The sequence below is a fragment of the Pseudomonas sp. genome, from assembly GCF_002796985.1.
GTDB lineage: Bacteria > Pseudomonadota > Gammaproteobacteria > Pseudomonadales > Pseudomonadaceae > Pseudomonas.
The window spans coordinates 247,024-261,692 of record NZ_PEKX01000018.1 but is presented as its reverse complement, the minus strand read 5'-3'; the positions used below and the strand labels follow the sequence as shown (position 1 = coordinate 261,692).

Sequence of the window (14,669 nt, the reverse complement as noted above, 5' to 3'; positions counted from 1 at the left end):
GAGGCCGCCGGCCCCCGCCGGCAGCCGGGAACGGCGTCAGGCGCCGAGTTCGCTGAAAGACAGGAATGGCAGCGGCTCGCCAGCACGCAGGATGCGCCCGGCCTCCACCACCGCCAGGCCATCGGCCCAGCTCGCCGCGCGCAGCATGGCCGAGCCCTGCTGCGGATGCAGGCAGATACGCGCCACGCCACTGTCATCCAGTTCCAGACGCGCACGCAGGTACTGGCGGCGCGAGTTGGCAGTCAACCAATCGAAGCCCGCCGGCAGTGTCACCGGCAGCGTATCGACTGCGCTGCGTCCCTGGGCGCGCCAGAGGAACGGCCGAGCCACCACCAGGGCAGTGACCAGCGCGGCAGCCGGGTTGCCCGGCAGGCCGATCCACGGCTTGCCGGCGATGCTGCCGAACGCCAGCGGCTTGCCCGGCTGCATCTTCAGCTTCCACAGATGCAGTTCGCCCAGCTCGCGGATCGCCTGCTTGAGGTAATCGCGGTCGCCCACCGACACGCCGCCGCTGGTGATCAGCACGTCCCATTCGGACGCGGCGAGGCTCAGCGCATCGCGACTGGCCGCCAGGGTATCGGCGAGCACACCGTAGTCGTGCACTTCGATGCCCCAGCCGCGCAGCAGTGCGCCGACGCTGAAGCGGTTGGCGTTGTAGATCTGCCCCGGCGCCAGTGACTCGCCGGGTTCGCGCAATTCGTCACCGCTGCTCAGCAGGCAGACACGCAGCGGGCGGTAGACGCCAACGCGGTCCAGACCAACGCTGGCCAGCAGGCCAAGGTCCTGGGCGCGCAGTTTCTGGCCAGTGCTGAGCAGGGCATCGCCCTCGCAGAGCTCTTCGCCACGTCGGCGCACGTGGCTGCCATGCGCGACCACGGGCACCTGCAGCCAGTCTCCATCGACCTCGCAGTCTTCCTGGGCGATCACGCTGTCCGCCCCCGGCGGCAGCGGCGCACCGGTGAAAATGCGCATGGCCTCGCCCGGTTGCAGCTCGACCTGGGCGGCATCACCGGCGGCGATGTAGCCGGCGATCTTCAGCCGTGCACCGGCAGGGCCCATGTCGGCACTGCGCAGGGCGTAGCCGTCCATCGCGCTGTTGTCCCACAGGGGCAGATCGATGGGCGAGTGAATGTCTTCGGCCAGGATGCGGCCCAGGGCGTCCTCCAGGTCGACACGCACGGTCGGCGGCGCCATTGGCACGAAATCCATCAGCGCGGCAATGGCCTCGTCCACCGGGCGCAGGCCGGAGCCGGAACAGCCGCAGGCGCTCATGAGCGCGTACCGCAGGCCAGTACCGGGCGCTCGGGCAGGCGCTTGAGATGAGGGACGAAATTGCACGGCTTGGTGCGGCTGTCCAACTGCTCCACGAGGATTTTTTCCCAGGCGGTCAGGCAGGCGCCGGTGGAACCGGGCAGACAGCAGATCAGGGTGCCGTTGGTGATGCCGGCGATGGCGCGGGACTGGACGGTGGAGGTGCCGATTTCCTCGCGGGAAATCTGCCGGAACAGCTCGCCGAAGCCATCCACGGTGCGTTCCAGCAACGGGGCGACGGCTTGCGGGGTGTTATCGCGGGCGGTGAAGCCGGTGCCACCGGTGATCAGGCCGACCTGGACCTTGGGGTCGGCAATCCAGGCCGAGACCACGGCGCGGATCTGGTAGATGTCGTCGATCACCAACCGGCGCTCGGCCAGGGCATGACCGGCGCGTTGCAGCGAGGTCACCAGGGCCTGGCCGGAGGTGTCGTTGTGCAGGCTGCGGGTATCGCTGACGGTGAGGACAGCGATCTCCAGCGGCAGAAATTCCGGGGTGCTGAGATGGCTCATGGGGCTCTCCGATAAGGAGCAAAAAAGGGCTGGCGCCAGCCTGCGCCCGTTCGCGGGGGGCGCCCATTCCCCCTAGGAGGTACTGCCCCGGCGCTTGCGGGGCAGTACCTCCGGTCAGCGCGCTACAGGTGTTTGATCTTCTCCAGCTCCTCAGCGCTGTAGTTCTGCTCGGTGGATTTGGTCAGGTCGGTGAGGATGCTGGCGCGCAGCACACCCGCCTGGTCCAGAGCCCAGAGCGCGGTGCCGTTGCTGAAGCGCTCGGCGGCGGCGCGGGCCGTTTCGCCATCCTTCTGCGCGAGAGCCTTGAGCATCTCGTCCTCGGCCGGCTGCGCAGCGCGCAGGCTGCCTTCCAGGCGATCACGCCAGCCGTGCAGCAGGGGCATGTACTGCTTGTCGTTGGCGTGGGCCAGGGAAGTCAGGCTGCGGAAGGTCCACCAGGCGGAGCGCTCGTCAAAGTCGTCGCTGCCCTGCTGGAACGCCCGTGGCGTGCTGCGCAGGCTCTCCAGGTAATACGGCAGCAACAGGCCGTCGCGCACGTTGCCCAGGGACTGCCAGGACAGTACCTGCAACCCCTTGGGCATCTGCGGACGGACCTGCAGGATGTGCGCCTCGACGTTGCGCTCCATCGCGATGGGCCGCTGCTTCTGGTCACCCGCCGGCTTCTTGCCGTCCAGTGGGGTACCGGCGTAACTGTCGATGCGCAGGATGGCCGCCACCTGCTCGACGCTGATGGGCTTCTCGGGCTTGGTATAGAAGGGATACTGCGGCTGGCGGATGTCCTGCTTGCGCGCGGACTCCAACTTGCTCTGCACCAGCCATTCGCGGTCGACGTTGTAGGCATCGCCGACGATGCCGAAGGCCTTGGCGAAGTTGAATTTCGCCGGGTCGACCTTGTCCAGCAGCTGGTGTTTCTCGGCGAACTCGGCAATGCCGGGGCTGCTCAGGACACTGGCCTTGTCGTTGAGGTTGGCGTCGTGCACGCGCATGCCGTTGGCCATCACCACGTAGCCGTCATCCGGCACGCGCACGGCGATCCAGTGGTGCCCGGAGCCGATCTCGAACAGCCAGGCTTCCTGGTCGTCGGCGATCTGGATGCCGTTGGTTTCCCCGGCACCCAGTGTCTCGACGTACTTGCCCAGCAGCTCCACGCCTTCACGCGCGGTCTTCGCCTGGGGCAGGATCAGGTCCGGCAGGATGGCTTCGATCACCCCGCCCTCGTCGGCCACCAGCGGGTCGGCCTTGGCAGCCTTTTCATTGGGCTCGGTACTGTTGGTGGCGGAGAGGATCACCCCCGCCTCGTTGGCGCCGAACTCGCTCCAGGGGCCTAGCGCGCCGCGCTGGTCGCCGTTCCAGTCACGCATGGCGGTGTAGCGCATCCCGGCCTTGGGTGCGGGGACGCTGACGCCGTTGTCGAAGCTGAGCTTGTCGCCGTCCTTGTACTGCTGCGGCGGCACCACGACAAAGCGCTTGGCGTGGTTGTTGTAGGTGTAGTCCTCCAGTCGCGCGACCAGCACGGAGCCGTCGGCGGTGGCCTTGCGCCCGGCGATGATGGTGGTGCAGGCCAGCGCGCTCTGGCAGAAACCGCCGACCAGCAGAGCGGCGGCAAGGGCCTTGAGCGCGAAGTTGGGCTTGTTCATGGGAAGTCTCCTCGGCTTGCGATCCGTCGTGCAGCCAAAGCCGGCACGGCGCTGGAGCCAGGAGATGTACTACGAAGTGCGGGACGTTTCCTTGGCGTGGAGCAACGACACCTCCCTGGCATCGTCCATGAGCATAGACAAGCTTCGAACCTGCGCACCTTGGCGGGCGCAGGCGCGATGAATGGACTCAGCCCTTCCAGCGCTCAGCAGCAGCCTGATCGCTGCAGCGGCCCTCGACCCAGCGCGGGCCGTCGGTGGTGTCTTCCTTCTTCCAGAATGGCGCGCGGGTTTTCAGGTAGTCCATGACGAAGTTGCAGGCGTCGAATGCCGCCTGGCGGTGGGCGCTCGCGGCGCCGACGAAGACGATGGGCTCGCCCGGCTCCAGGCGGCCGATACGGTGGAGGATCTCCAGGCGCAGCAGCGGCCAGCGCTGGTTGGCCTCGACCTCGATCTTCGCCAGTGCCTTCTCGGTCATGCCGGCGTAGTGCTCGAGGAACATGCCGCCCACTTCGCGGCCGTCGTTGAAATCACGCACATAGCCGACGAAGCCGACCACTGCGCCGACGCCGACGTTGGCCGCGTGCATCGCGTTGAGTTCGGCGCCCGGATCGAACGCCGCCGGCTGGACGCGAATGGTCATGGGCTCAGCCTCCGGTGACGGTAGGGAAGAACGCCACCTCGTCGCCGTCGGCGAGGGGCTCGTCCAGGGAGCAAAGCTCCTGGTTGCGCGCGCACATCAGGTTCTGTTCGCCGAGCACCTCCCAAACGCCGCCGCGTTCCAGCAGCAGGCGCCGCAGGTCATCGAGGCAGGCCAGGGACTCGCTCCAGTTCAGCTGTTCGCCGTCCAGGCCGAGGGCTTCGCGGTAGCGGGCGAAGTACTGCACGCGGATCATGGGGTGTCTCCCGCTACGCTTTCTGTAGCAACGTAATGCCCGCTCTTGCCGCCGAGCTTCTCCAGCACGCGCACGCTTTCGATGGTCATGCCGCGGTCGACGGCCTTGCACATGTCATAGATGGTCAGCGCGGCGACGCTGGCGGCGGTCAGCGCTTCCATTTCCACACCGGTCTGCCCGGCCAGCTTGCAGCGGGCGACGATATGCACGGTGTCTTCACCCTCGGCGACCAGCTCGACCTTGACGCTGGTGAGCAGCAGCGGGTGGCACAGCGGAATCAGGTCATGGGTCTTCTTCGCCGCCTGGATACCGGCGATGCGTGCCACGGCGAACACGTCGCCCTTGGGGTGGCCGCCGTCCTGGATCAGTTGCAGGGTGGCCGGGAGCATGCGCACCCGGGCTTCGGCCACGGCCTCACGGGACGTCACGGCTTTTTCGGTGACATCGACCATGTTGGCGCGGCCCTGGGAATCGAGATGGGTCAGCACGGCTGGGAACTCTCCGGTCAATCAGGGGAACAGTGTACCCCCGGTGCGCGCGGCCGGCGGATCGCCAAACGGCGCGTTGGGGGGAGGATTGTATACAGAAAGAGGTATGAGCGGTGGCGTCGGCATCTGGGTGAGTTCGCGAGCAAGCTCGCTCCTACGAAAAGCCAGCCAGCAGCACCGATGGCCACCTCGGACGCAGAACCTGTAGGAGCGAGCTTGCTCGCGAACGGCGCATCCGGCTGACCGCTCGGCTGCAGGTTCTGCCCAACAGTCCCCACCACCGCTTGCGGGGGAGGGTTAGGGGGGAAACGGAGTTGGCTCCAACGCCGAGGTATGGCTGCCCCCCGCCACCCTCTCCCCAGCCCTCTCCCTGAAGGGAGAGGGGGTTGTCTGGAGTGGGTGGGAGTATCGGCAGAGATCGATTGCCGCGTTTCGGTTACATATGCGCTTCGGCGAACTCCGCCAGCACCGAGCGCGGTACCCCTTGCAGGGTCACGTGCACGCCGTGGGGGAAGTCCTTGAAGCGTTCGGTCAGGTAGGTCAGGCCGGAACTGGTGGCCGACAGGTAGGGGGTGTCGATCTGTGCCAGGTTCCCCAGGCAGATCACCTTCGAGCCGTTGCCCGCACGGGTGATGATGGTCTTCATCTGGTGCGGGGTGAGGTTCTGGCACTCGTCGATCAGGATCAGGCTTTGCTGGAAGCTGCGACCGCGGATGTAGTTCAGCGATTTGAACTGCAGCGGTACCTTGCTGAGGATGTAATCGACGCTGCCGTGGGTGCACTCATCGTCAGAATGCAGCGCCTCGAGGTTGTCGGTGATCGCGCCGAGCCAGGGCTCCATCTTCTCGGCCTCGGTGCCGGGCAGGAAGCCGATGTCCTCGTCCAGGCCCTGCACGCTGCGAGTGGCAATGATGCGCTTGTAGCGTTTGGTGACCATGGTCTGCTCGATGGCGGCAGCCAGGGCGAGGATGGTCTTGCCCGAGCCGGCGGCACCGGACAGGTTGACCAGGTGGATGTCCGGATCGAGCAGCGCGTAGAGCGCCAGCGACTGATACACATCGCGCGGGCGCAGGCCCCAGGCCTCCTGGTGCAGCAGCGGCTCCTGGTGCAGGTCGAGGATGGTCAGCTCGTCCTGGTCGATGCCCTTGATCCAGCCGACGAAGCCCTGCTCATCGACGATGAACTCGTTGATGTGCACCGCCGGCAGGTTGTCGGTGAGCTGTACCCGGTGCCAGGTGCGACCGCGGTCCTGGCGGGTCTCCACCTTGCTGACGCGGTCCCAGAACGATCCGCTCAGCGAGTGGTAACCCCGCGAGAGCATATTGATATCGTCGACCAGTTGGTCGGTGTGGTAGTCCTCGGCAAAAACCCCGCAGGCACGCGCCTTCAGGCGCATGTTGATGTCCTTGGTGACCAGCACCACACGCTTGCTGCTATGGCGACTCTTCAGCTCCACCAGCTGGTTGATGATCTTGTTGTCGTTGAGGTGCTCGGGCAGCCAGGTGATCGGCTCGGCACGCTTGCTCATGAGGATCGACAGGCTGCCACAGGGGCCGCTCTTGCCGCGCTGGATGGGCACGCCATCCTCTACTTGCTCCGGTGAGGCTTCGCCCAGTACCGAATCGATCAGGCGGATCGCCTGGCGGCATTCCGCGGCCACGGTGTGCTTGCCGGTCTTGAGCTTGTCCAGTTCCTCCAGCACCGTCATCGGGATCGCGACGTGGTGCTCCTGGAAATTCAGCAAGGCGTTGGGATCGTGGATCAGGACGTTGGTGTCGAGGACGTACAAGGTGGGCTGGGTGGGGCGGGAGCGTCCGTGGTCATCCATACGCGGGTCACCTCTTGTAGGAGCGTTACGACGGAATGCCTTTACAGCGCTCCGCCGTGCGGTGAGCCACCGGCTCTCGGGGCCCTGGGATCGACAGGGGGCGAGAGCATTGCAAGCAAGGGACTGGCCGGGCCGGGGCCGCCACCTGTCTGCAGGGTTCGGCGGTCTACACCTCAAGAAATACAGGAAAAAACATGACGATAAAAAGTCTTTTTCCTTCTCAGGAAAGTTTTTTTCGTCGTACGACGAAATACCTTGGCGAGGTCTCCGGACAGCGCTAGTTTTAGGAGTCCTACCTCCCGTAATGCCCTCCTCTTTTTTCGTCAGATCAGTCCCTTAGCCCGCCGCAGCTCCCGCCCTGCCGCCCCTGCAGGCGCCGCTGGCAGCACGCCGCGCCACGCTAATCGTCCCCATAGGTGGAGCCAACGCCCGCGACTCCTTACAATCGCCGCTCGCTTGTAGGAGACCGCACGATGCTGATGGTGATTTCCCCCGCCAAGACCCTGGACTACGACACCGCTCCGGTGACGCAGCGCTTCACCCTGCCCGAGCACCTGGACGATGCCCAGGAGCTGATCGGCATCCTGCGCGAACTGGCCCCGGCGCAGATCGCCGAGCTGATGCACCTGTCGGACAAGCTGGCGGGCCTGAACGCCGCACGCTTCGGCAGCTGGCACCCGGAATTCACCCAGGCCAACGCCAAGCAGGCGCTGCTGGCCTTCAAGGGCGACGTCTACACCGGCATGCAGGCCGAGGACTTCAGCGAAGACGACTTCGATTTCGCCCAACGCCATCTGCGCATGCTCTCCGGTCTGTACGGCGTGCTACGCCCGCTGGACCTGATGCAGCCATACCGTCTGGAAATGGGTACCAAGCTGGCCAATGCCCGAGGCAAGGATCTCTACGCCTTCTGGGGCGAGCGCATCAGCGCCTGGCTGAACCAGTCCCTGGCCGAACAGGGCGACGACGTGCTGCTGAACCTGGCCTCCAACGAGTACTTCGGCGCGGTGAAGCGCAAGGCCCTGAACGCTCGGGTGATCGACACCGAGTTCAAGGACCAGAAGAACGGCCAGTACAAGATCATCAGCTTCTACGCCAAGAAGGCTCGCGGGATGATGGCGCGCTACGTGATCAAGGAGCGCCTGACCAACCCGGAAGGCCTGAAGGACTTCAACTACGCGGGCTACGCCTACAGCGCCGAGCACTCCAAGGCGGACCAACTGGTGTTCCTGCGCGACCACGCCGAAGACTGATCCAGCCCGCCAGTTGCACCGAACGGGAGCCCTGATTGGCAGTCAGGGCTCCCGTTTTTGTTTCCCCTCTACCCGAGGGATCGTGCCCTTTGTAGGAGCGAGCTTGTTCGCGAACAGGCCCCGCTGCGGCGACGGGTTCGCGAGCAAGCTCGCTCCTACATGAAGCGCGGCTGGCCGCGTTGATTCCAACTGGCCTGTAAGCCATTGACCATACGAGCGCCCGATCATCGGTGGCAGTTCTGTGCGTTTTCTGTCCAAAACACCCCCTCATGGCCACACACCCAGCAAGGTCTAAATGACCGTTCGTCTGCTTCAGGATTAATCGTGAGAATTTCTTTCGGCCGTCCGCACCGGTCGGAAGGATGGAAATCGTCCTGATTCGCTCCCTGCCTTGTAATCCATTGGCCATTAACAGCCTTTGGCCATGACATGCATTTCACGATTGCACTTTGCAAGAGAGAAAGCTGAACGGCGGCTGAACGAATGTATTGGCGACGATACGGGGTCGTTTTTAACGAAAAATTCACTGGAACTTTCCCCGACCATGCAGTTTGCATGGAGCAACAACCGTCATACATGGCCATTAATTCAGCACCAATTGATATCAATTGGATATTTCACATTCTTTCAGGGGTGAGATGAGCGGAAGGAACTAACCGCATTTCGGATAAATCCTATTTGCGCAACGACCATCGTTGGCCGCGCAAAAATGCCCCGATGGATATTGGCGTTTTAGTTCAAAGGTTATTTCGATCAGCTCTTATCGATTCAACCCAGAACCACAACCCAATGAAATAACTGAACTTTTCAGATGACGAGGCAATCATCTAACCAGACTGGAGCACGCCAGGCGGAAACTGCACCAACGTTGCAATCCGTCTGAAACATAACAGGGCAAACACTTTAAGTTTGCACCAAGACCGTGCTCGAAAGTTTAGCACTCGATTCCCATGCCTGCCTGGAAGGAAGTACGGAGAACACTTCAACAGTGAACTCCGGGGATTCACTCAACCTGAATAAATCGCCCTATCGGGCAACTTTAAACAGTTCGACCATTGAAGAGGTGAATGCGATGCGTATCAGCATCTTTGGTCTTGGGTATGTTGGCGCAGTATGTGCCGGCTGCCTGTCCGCACGAGGCCATGAAGTCATTGGGGTGGACGTGTCCACCACCAAGATCGATCTGATCAACAACGGGAAGTCGCCCATCGTCGAGCCGGGTCTGGAGCCGCTGCTGCAACAGGGCATCCGCAGCGGTCGCCTGTCGGGCACCACCGACTTCAAGAAGGCCGTACTGGATACCGACGTGTCGTTCATCTGCGTCGGCACCCCGAGCAAGAAGAACGGCGACCTCGACCTGGGCTACATCGAGTCCGTCTGCCGCGAGATCGGCTACGCCATCCGCGAGAAGAAGGAACGCCACACCGTGGTCGTGCGCAGCACCGTGCTGCCGGGCACCGTGAACAACGTGGTGATCCCGATCATCGAAGATTGCTCGGGCAAGAAGGCCGGCGCCGACTTCGGCGTGGGTACTAATCCAGAGTTCCTGCGCGAATCCACCGCGATCAAGGACTACGACTTCCCGCCCATGACCGTCATCGGTGAGCTGGACGCCCAGACCGGCGACCTGCTGGAAGAGATCTACCGCGAGCTGGACGCGCCGATCATCCGCAAGACCATCGAGGTCGCCGAGATGATCAAGTACACCTGCAACGTCTGGCACGCCGCCAAGGTCACCTTCGCCAACGAGATCGGCAACATCGCCAAGGCCGTCGGCGTCGATGGCCGCGAGGTGATGGACGTGATCTGCCAGGACCGCAAGCTGAACCTGTCGCGCTACTACATGAAGCCCGGCTTCGCCTTCGGCGGCTCCTGCCTGCCCAAGGACGTACGCGCCCTCACCTACCGCGCCAGCCAGCTGGACATCGAGCACCCGATGCTCGGCTCGATCATGCGCAGCAACCAGCACCAGGTGCAGAAGGCCTTCGACATCATCGCCGCCCACGGCAGCCGCAAGGTCGGCCTGCTCGGCCTGTCGTTCAAGTCCGGCACCGATGACCTGCGTGAAAGCCCGCTGGTGGAACTGGCCGAGATGCTCATCGGCAAGGGCTACGAGCTGCAGATCTTCGACCGCAACGTCGAGTACGCCCGCGTCCATGGCGCGAACAAGGAGTACATCGAATCGAAGATCCCGCACGTCTCCTCGCTGCTGGTCTCGGACCTCGACGCCGTCGTGAAGTCCTCCGACGTGCTGGTGCTGGGCAACGGTGACGAGCTGTTCGTCGACGTGGTGAACCAGGCGCCCGAAGGCAAGAAGGTCGTCGACCTGATCGGCTTCATGCCCAGCGTCACAGACGACCGCGCCGAAGGCATCTGCTGGTAACGCGCCGCTCTTCGTAGGAGCGAGCCTGCTCGCGAATGCTCTCCGCCGCACCTCGGTGCCAGGCGGGTTCGCGAGCAAGCTCGCTCCTACAAGAGCCCCACGCCCCAAGAAGCGACAGACGGATTTCGACGATGGAAACCTACAAACGAGTGATCGGTGAAGCCACGGGCTGGCTGGTCTTCCTCAGCCTGCTGATGCTGCTGGCACTGCTGGTGCCGCCGACGGTATTCGACGCCGAATCCAAGGACTTCCTGCTGCTGATCGGCGCGGTCGGCATCTGGCGCTATTCCATGGGTGGCCTGCACTTCCTGCGCGGCATGCTGTTCCTCTACGTGGTCTACCCGCACTACCGCCGCCGCATGCGCAAGCTCGGCGAGGCGGCCGACCCGTCCCATGTGTACCTGATGGTCACCAGTTTCCGTATCGATGCGCTGACCACCTCGATGGTCTATCGCTCGGTCATCGAAGAAGCCATTGCCTGCGGCTACCCCACCACCGTGGTGTGCTCCATCGTCGAGATGTCCGACGAGGTGCTGATCAAGCAGCAGTGGCAGAAGCTCAACCCGCCGGAGCACGTCGATCTCGACTTCGTGCGCATCCCCGGCACCGGCAAGCGCGACGGCCTCGCCCATGGTTTCCGCGCCATCTCCCGGCACCTGCCGGACGAACACTCGGTGGTCGCGGTGATCGATGGCGATACCGTGCTCGAGCCGGGCGTGGTGAAGAAGACCGTGCCCTGGTTCAAGCTCTTCCCCAACGTCGGCGGCCTGACCACCAACGAGTTCTGCGAAGTACGCGGCAGCTACGTGATGAGCGAGTGGCACAAGCTGCGTTTCGCCCAGCGCCACATCAACATGTGCTCCATGGCCCTGTCCAAGCGCGTGCTGACCATGACCGGGCGCATGTCGGTGTTCCGCGCCGCCGTGGTCACCGACCCGGACTTCATCACCGACGTCGAAAGCGACCACCTGGACCACTGGCGCCTGGGCCGCTTCCAGTTCCTCACCGGTGACGACAAGTCCAGCTGGTACAGCCTGATGCGCCTGGGCTACGACACCTTCTACGTACCGGACGCGGCGATCAACACGGTCGAGCACCCGCCGGAGAAGAGCTTCATCAAGGCCAGCCGCAAGCTGATGTTCCGCTGGTACGGCAACAACCTGCGGCAGAACTCCCGCGCCCTCGCCCTGGGCCCGCAGCGCCTGGGCTGGTTCACCAGCGTGGTGCTGTTCGACCAGCGCCTGTCGATGTGGACCTGCCTGCTCGGCCTGGTCGCCGCGATCATCGCCAGCATCAAGTACAGCATCGCCTTCCTGCTCATCTACCTGCTGTGGATCGGCATCACCCGCTTTGTGCTGACCCTGCTGCTGTCGCTGTCGGGCCACCACATCGGGCCGGCCTATCCCGCGATCCTCTATTACAACCAGATCGTCGGTGCCCTGGTGAAGATCTACGTGTTCTTCCGCCTCGACCAGCAGTCCTGGACGCGCCAGAACACCAAGCTCGACCGCGGCCTGGCCAGCTTCCAGCGCTGGTTCAACACCTGGTCCTCGCGAGCGATGACCTTTTCCGCGGCCAGCGTTTTCGTCGCCGTACTGCTGACCATCGTCTGAAGACTCTCTTTAGCCACGACTCCCTATTAGCTACGAACAGGACTCGACCTCATGAATACCGCCGTCAACGTCAATGTCGTGCATGAATCCGAAGCCCAGCGCCAGCACGCACGGGTCAAGCTGCCCGCCCGCATCCGCTATATCGGATCGCACCGCGAGGGCGTCGACGCCCGTCTGCTGGACCTGTCCGCCGGTGGCTTCGCCTTCACCACGCCCAGCAACAGCACCCCGGTGCAGGTCGGCGATCTGCACAAGGGCAAGCTGTTGTTCCAGATCGACAGCATCAGCTTCTCCCTGGAAGTGGAATTCCAGGTGCGCTCGTACGACCGTGATAGCGCCCGCGTCGGCTGCGAGTTCCAGCACCTGAAGCCGCGCGAGATCGCCGCCCTGCGCTACCTGATCACCTCCTACCTGGCCGGTGAAGTGGTCAGCGTCGGCGACATGCTCAACACCCTGCAACGCGAGAACTTCACCAAGGCCCGCAAGCACGGCGCAGGCTCCGGCGGCATGGGCTTCTTCGGGCGCTTCCGCGCGGTCACCGTGAGCACCGCGATCTTCGTGGTCGGCGTCGGCGCCTTCGCGGTGATCCTCAACCAGATCTACAACCTGTACTTCGTCACCCATGCCGACTCGGGCGTGGTCAGCGTGGCCAACCAGCAGATCACCATGCCCCGCGAAGGCACCGTGGAAAGCCTGGTGGAGCCCGGCGCCGAAGTCGCCAAGGGTGCGCCGATCGCCTCCTTCTCCGCCAACCTGCTGGACCTGCTCAAGGGCAACCTGACCGAAGAGCAGCTCAACCCGAGCAACATCGAGAAGCTCTTCGGCCACCAGATGAAGGGCACCCTGACCAGCCCGTGCGACTGCCGCGTGGTCGAGCAGCGCGTCGCCAACGGCCAGTTCGCCAACAAGGGCGACGTGATCTTCACCCTGACCCCGCGTGACAGCACCGCCACCGTCGAAGCGCGCTTCCCCTACCGCAACGCCGCCGAGCTTTCCCCCGGCACCCACGTGAACTTCCAGGTCGCCGGCGACAGCGAAGTACGCGGCGGCCGCATCCTGCGCACCGCGCCGGTGGACGGTGACCTGTCCTCGGAAATCCGTGTGCAGATCACCCCCGACCAGCCGCTCGACAGCCAGCTGGCTGGCCGCCCGACTGAAGTCAGCATCGGCGGCCTGCCGGGCCGCACCCTGCTGAACAAGGCAATGGCCCTGGCCACCGCCCGCTAAGAGGACTGCCCGCATGAATCGACCTGTCCCTGGACTTGCCCCACACCTGGTCCGACACCTTGGATTGGCACTGGCCATCGCCGCAGCCGCCGGCTGCGCCGGCCTGCCCGACCAGCGTCTGGCCCAGGAAGCCCTGGAGCGCGGCGATATCGCCACCGCCCAGGCCAACTTCCAGGCCCTGGCCACCATGGGTTATGCCGACGCACAGGTCGGACTGGCGGACATGCAGACCGCCACCGGCGACCCCGCCGAACAGGCCCGCGCCGAGAAGCTCTACCGCGAAGCGGCCGAGAGCTCCCCGCGTGCCCGTGCCCGCCTGGGCAAATGGCTGGCGGCCAAGCCCGGCGGCACCGACGCCGAGCACCGCGAAGCCGAGCAACTGCTGAGCCGCGCCTTCAACGAAGGCGAGGACAGCGCGCTGGTGCCGCTGATCGTCCTCTACCTGCAATACCCGCAGGCCTGGCCGAACGTGAACCCGCAGCAGCGCATCGACCAGTGGCGCGCCCAGGGCCTGCCGCAGGCGGACCTGGCGCAGATCATCCTGTACCGCACCCAGGGCACCTACGACCAGCACCTGGGCGAAGTCGAGCAGGTCTGCCAGCGCTGGCTGAACCGCATGGACGTGTGCTGGATGGAACTGGCCACCGTGTACCAGAAGCAGGGCAACGCGGATAAGCAGAAGGCCCACATCGAAGCGCTCAAGGCAGGCTGGAAGGCCGGCCGCGTGCCGTCCGAGCGCGTCGAATCGGTAGCCGGCGTACTGGCCGACCCGAACATCGGCACCGCCGACCCGCAGGCCGCGCAGGCACTGCTCAACGAGATCGCACCGACCTACCCGGCCGCCTGGGTCAGCCTGGCCAAGCTGCAGTACGACAACCCCGACCTGGGCGACCTCGACCAGATGCTGGAGTACCTGAAAAAGGCCCAGGACGCCGCCCAGCCGCGCGCCGAGCTGCTGCTCGGGCGCCTCTACTACGACGGCAAGTGGGCCCCGCAGGAGCCACAGAAAGCCGAGCAGCACCTGCTCAAGGCCGCCGCCACCGAGCCCCAGGCGCACTACTACCTGGGCCAGATCTATCGCCGTGGCTTCCTCGGCCAGGTCTACCCGCAGAAGGCGGTCGACCACCTGCTGATCGCCGCGCGCGCAGGGCAGGCCAGCGCCGACATGGCCCTCGCCCAACTCTATTCGCAAGGCCGTGGCGTGCGCCCGAACCTGGTCAACGCCTACGTCTTCGGCCAGCTCGCCCAGCGCCAGCAGGTGCCCACCGCCAGCGACCTGATGGCGCAGCTCGAACCGCAGATCCAGCCGGCCGACCGCAGTGCGGCCCAGCAACTGCTCAAGCGCGAAGAACAGGCTCGGGGCGCCAACTGGCAAGCCACCGTCAGCCTTCTGCAGAACAACCAGGAACAAGAAAACCTATGAAGCGCACCGACTCGATGACCACCCCGCTGTTTGCTCTCGTCGATGGAGTTCAGCCGCGCGCCCTGGCTACCGCTGTCCGCCGCGCCCGTCTGTTCCCCATC

Annotated in this window: 12 protein-coding genes; 5 read left to right on the top strand and 7 right to left on the bottom strand. The window is 64.6% G+C overall.

Annotation, left to right across the window (positions count from 1 at the left end):
• Window positions 1-36: 36 nt before the first annotated feature.
• The 7 genes from glp to CTR55_RS21710 all read right to left on the bottom strand — a co-directional run bounded on the left by glp (window position 37) and on the right by CTR55_RS21710 (window position 6,669).
• Window positions 37-1,272 (bottom strand): gephyrin-like molybdotransferase Glp, encoded by a 1,236-nt coding sequence (glp, locus tag CTR55_RS21740; protein ID WP_296289238.1) that lies wholly within the window; start codon window positions 1,270-1,272, stop codon window positions 37-39.
• Window positions 1,269-1,823: a molybdenum cofactor biosynthesis protein B gene (gene moaB, locus CTR55_RS21735; protein WP_296289237.1), complete on the bottom strand. Its 555-nt coding sequence runs from the start codon at window positions 1,821-1,823 to the stop codon at window positions 1,269-1,271. Before moaB ends, glp begins: the two co-directional genes overlap by 4 nt.
• Window positions 1,824-1,945: 122 nt before the next feature.
• A complete protein-coding gene (locus tag CTR55_RS21730) occupies window positions 1,946-3,460 on the bottom strand; it encodes a C69 family dipeptidase (RefSeq protein WP_296289235.1) in 1,515 nt (504 codons plus the stop codon).
• 187 nt (window positions 3,461-3,647) lie between these two features.
• Complete coding sequence (gene moaE / locus CTR55_RS21725; RefSeq protein ID WP_296289234.1) at window positions 3,648-4,100, bottom strand: molybdopterin synthase catalytic subunit MoaE; 453 nt, start codon at window positions 4,098-4,100, stop codon at window positions 3,648-3,650.
• A gap of 4 nt (window positions 4,101-4,104) precedes the next feature.
• Window positions 4,105-4,353, bottom strand: a complete 249-nt coding sequence (locus CTR55_RS21720) for a MoaD/ThiS family protein (RefSeq protein ID WP_296289232.1) — start codon at window positions 4,351-4,353, stop codon at window positions 4,105-4,107.
• On the bottom strand, window positions 4,350-4,841 hold the full coding sequence (moaC, locus tag CTR55_RS21715) for a cyclic pyranopterin monophosphate synthase MoaC (protein WP_296289230.1): 492 nt from the start codon (window positions 4,839-4,841) through the stop codon (window positions 4,350-4,352). Before moaC ends, CTR55_RS21720 begins: the two co-directional genes overlap by 4 nt.
• Window positions 4,842-5,277: 436 nt before the next feature.
• A complete protein-coding gene (locus CTR55_RS21710; protein WP_296289229.1) occupies window positions 5,278-6,669 on the bottom strand; it encodes a PhoH family protein in 1,392 nt (463 codons plus the stop codon).
• A 473-nt stretch (window positions 6,670-7,142) separates the two neighbouring features.
• On the opposite strand from CTR55_RS21710, the gene yaaA reads away from it, so the two are divergent.
• The 5 genes from yaaA (at window position 7,143) to algK (ending at window position 14,568) form a co-directional block, all read left to right on the top strand.
• The gene (gene yaaA, locus CTR55_RS21705; protein WP_296289228.1) at window positions 7,143-7,922 is read left to right on the top strand and encodes a peroxide stress protein YaaA; all 780 of its coding nucleotides are present in this window, start codon (window positions 7,143-7,145) and stop codon (window positions 7,920-7,922) included.
• A gap of 1,072 nt (window positions 7,923-8,994) precedes the next feature.
• Window positions 8,995-10,305, top strand: a complete 1,311-nt coding sequence (algD, locus tag CTR55_RS21700; RefSeq protein ID WP_296289227.1) for a GDP-mannose 6-dehydrogenase — start codon at window positions 8,995-8,997, stop codon at window positions 10,303-10,305.
• Window positions 10,306-10,436: 131 nt separating this feature from the next.
• Complete coding sequence (alg8, locus tag CTR55_RS21695; RefSeq protein ID WP_296289226.1) at window positions 10,437-11,918, top strand: mannuronan synthase; 1,482 nt, start codon at window positions 10,437-10,439, stop codon at window positions 11,916-11,918.
• A 51-nt stretch (window positions 11,919-11,969) separates the two neighbouring features.
• On the top strand, window positions 11,970-13,145 hold the full coding sequence (locus tag CTR55_RS21690; protein WP_296289224.1) for an HlyD family efflux transporter periplasmic adaptor subunit: 1,176 nt from the start codon (window positions 11,970-11,972) through the stop codon (window positions 13,143-13,145).
• 13 nt (window positions 13,146-13,158) lie between these two features.
• Window positions 13,159-14,568 (top strand): alginate biosynthesis TPR repeat lipoprotein AlgK, encoded by a 1,410-nt coding sequence (gene algK / locus CTR55_RS21685; protein WP_296289223.1) that lies wholly within the window; start codon window positions 13,159-13,161, stop codon window positions 14,566-14,568.
• The last annotated feature ends 101 nt before the right edge of the window (window positions 14,569-14,669 follow it).

What these genes read in the sequence shown, in the direction of transcription:
- glp (WP_296289238.1), bottom strand. Translation starts at nt 1,272, where the DNA reads ATGAGCGCCTGCGGCTGTTCCGGCTCCGGCCTGCGCCCGGTGGACGAG.
- moaB (WP_296289237.1), bottom strand. Translation starts at nt 1,823, where the DNA reads ATGAGCCATCTCAGCACCCCGGAATTTCTGCCGCTGGAGATCGCTGTC.
- CTR55_RS21730 (WP_296289235.1), bottom strand. Translation starts at nt 3,460, where the DNA reads ATGAACAAGCCCAACTTCGCGCTCAAGGCCCTTGCCGCCGCTCTGCTG.
- moaE (WP_296289234.1), bottom strand. Translation starts at nt 4,100, where the DNA reads ATGACCATTCGCGTCCAGCCGGCGGCGTTCGATCCGGGCGCCGAACTC.
- CTR55_RS21720 (WP_296289232.1), bottom strand. Translation starts at nt 4,353, where the DNA reads ATGATCCGCGTGCAGTACTTCGCCCGCTACCGCGAAGCCCTCGGCCTG.
- CTR55_RS21710 (WP_296289229.1), bottom strand. Translation starts at nt 6,669, where the DNA reads ATGGATGACCACGGACGCTCCCGCCCCACCCAGCCCACCTTGTACGTC.
- yaaA (WP_296289228.1), top strand. Translation starts at nt 7,143, where the DNA reads ATGCTGATGGTGATTTCCCCCGCCAAGACCCTGGACTACGACACCGCT.
- algD (WP_296289227.1), top strand. Translation starts at nt 8,995, where the DNA reads ATGCGTATCAGCATCTTTGGTCTTGGGTATGTTGGCGCAGTATGTGCC.
- alg8 (WP_296289226.1), top strand. Translation starts at nt 10,437, where the DNA reads ATGGAAACCTACAAACGAGTGATCGGTGAAGCCACGGGCTGGCTGGTC.
- CTR55_RS21690 (WP_296289224.1), top strand. Translation starts at nt 11,970, where the DNA reads ATGAATACCGCCGTCAACGTCAATGTCGTGCATGAATCCGAAGCCCAG.
- algK (WP_296289223.1), top strand. Translation starts at nt 13,159, where the DNA reads ATGAATCGACCTGTCCCTGGACTTGCCCCACACCTGGTCCGACACCTT.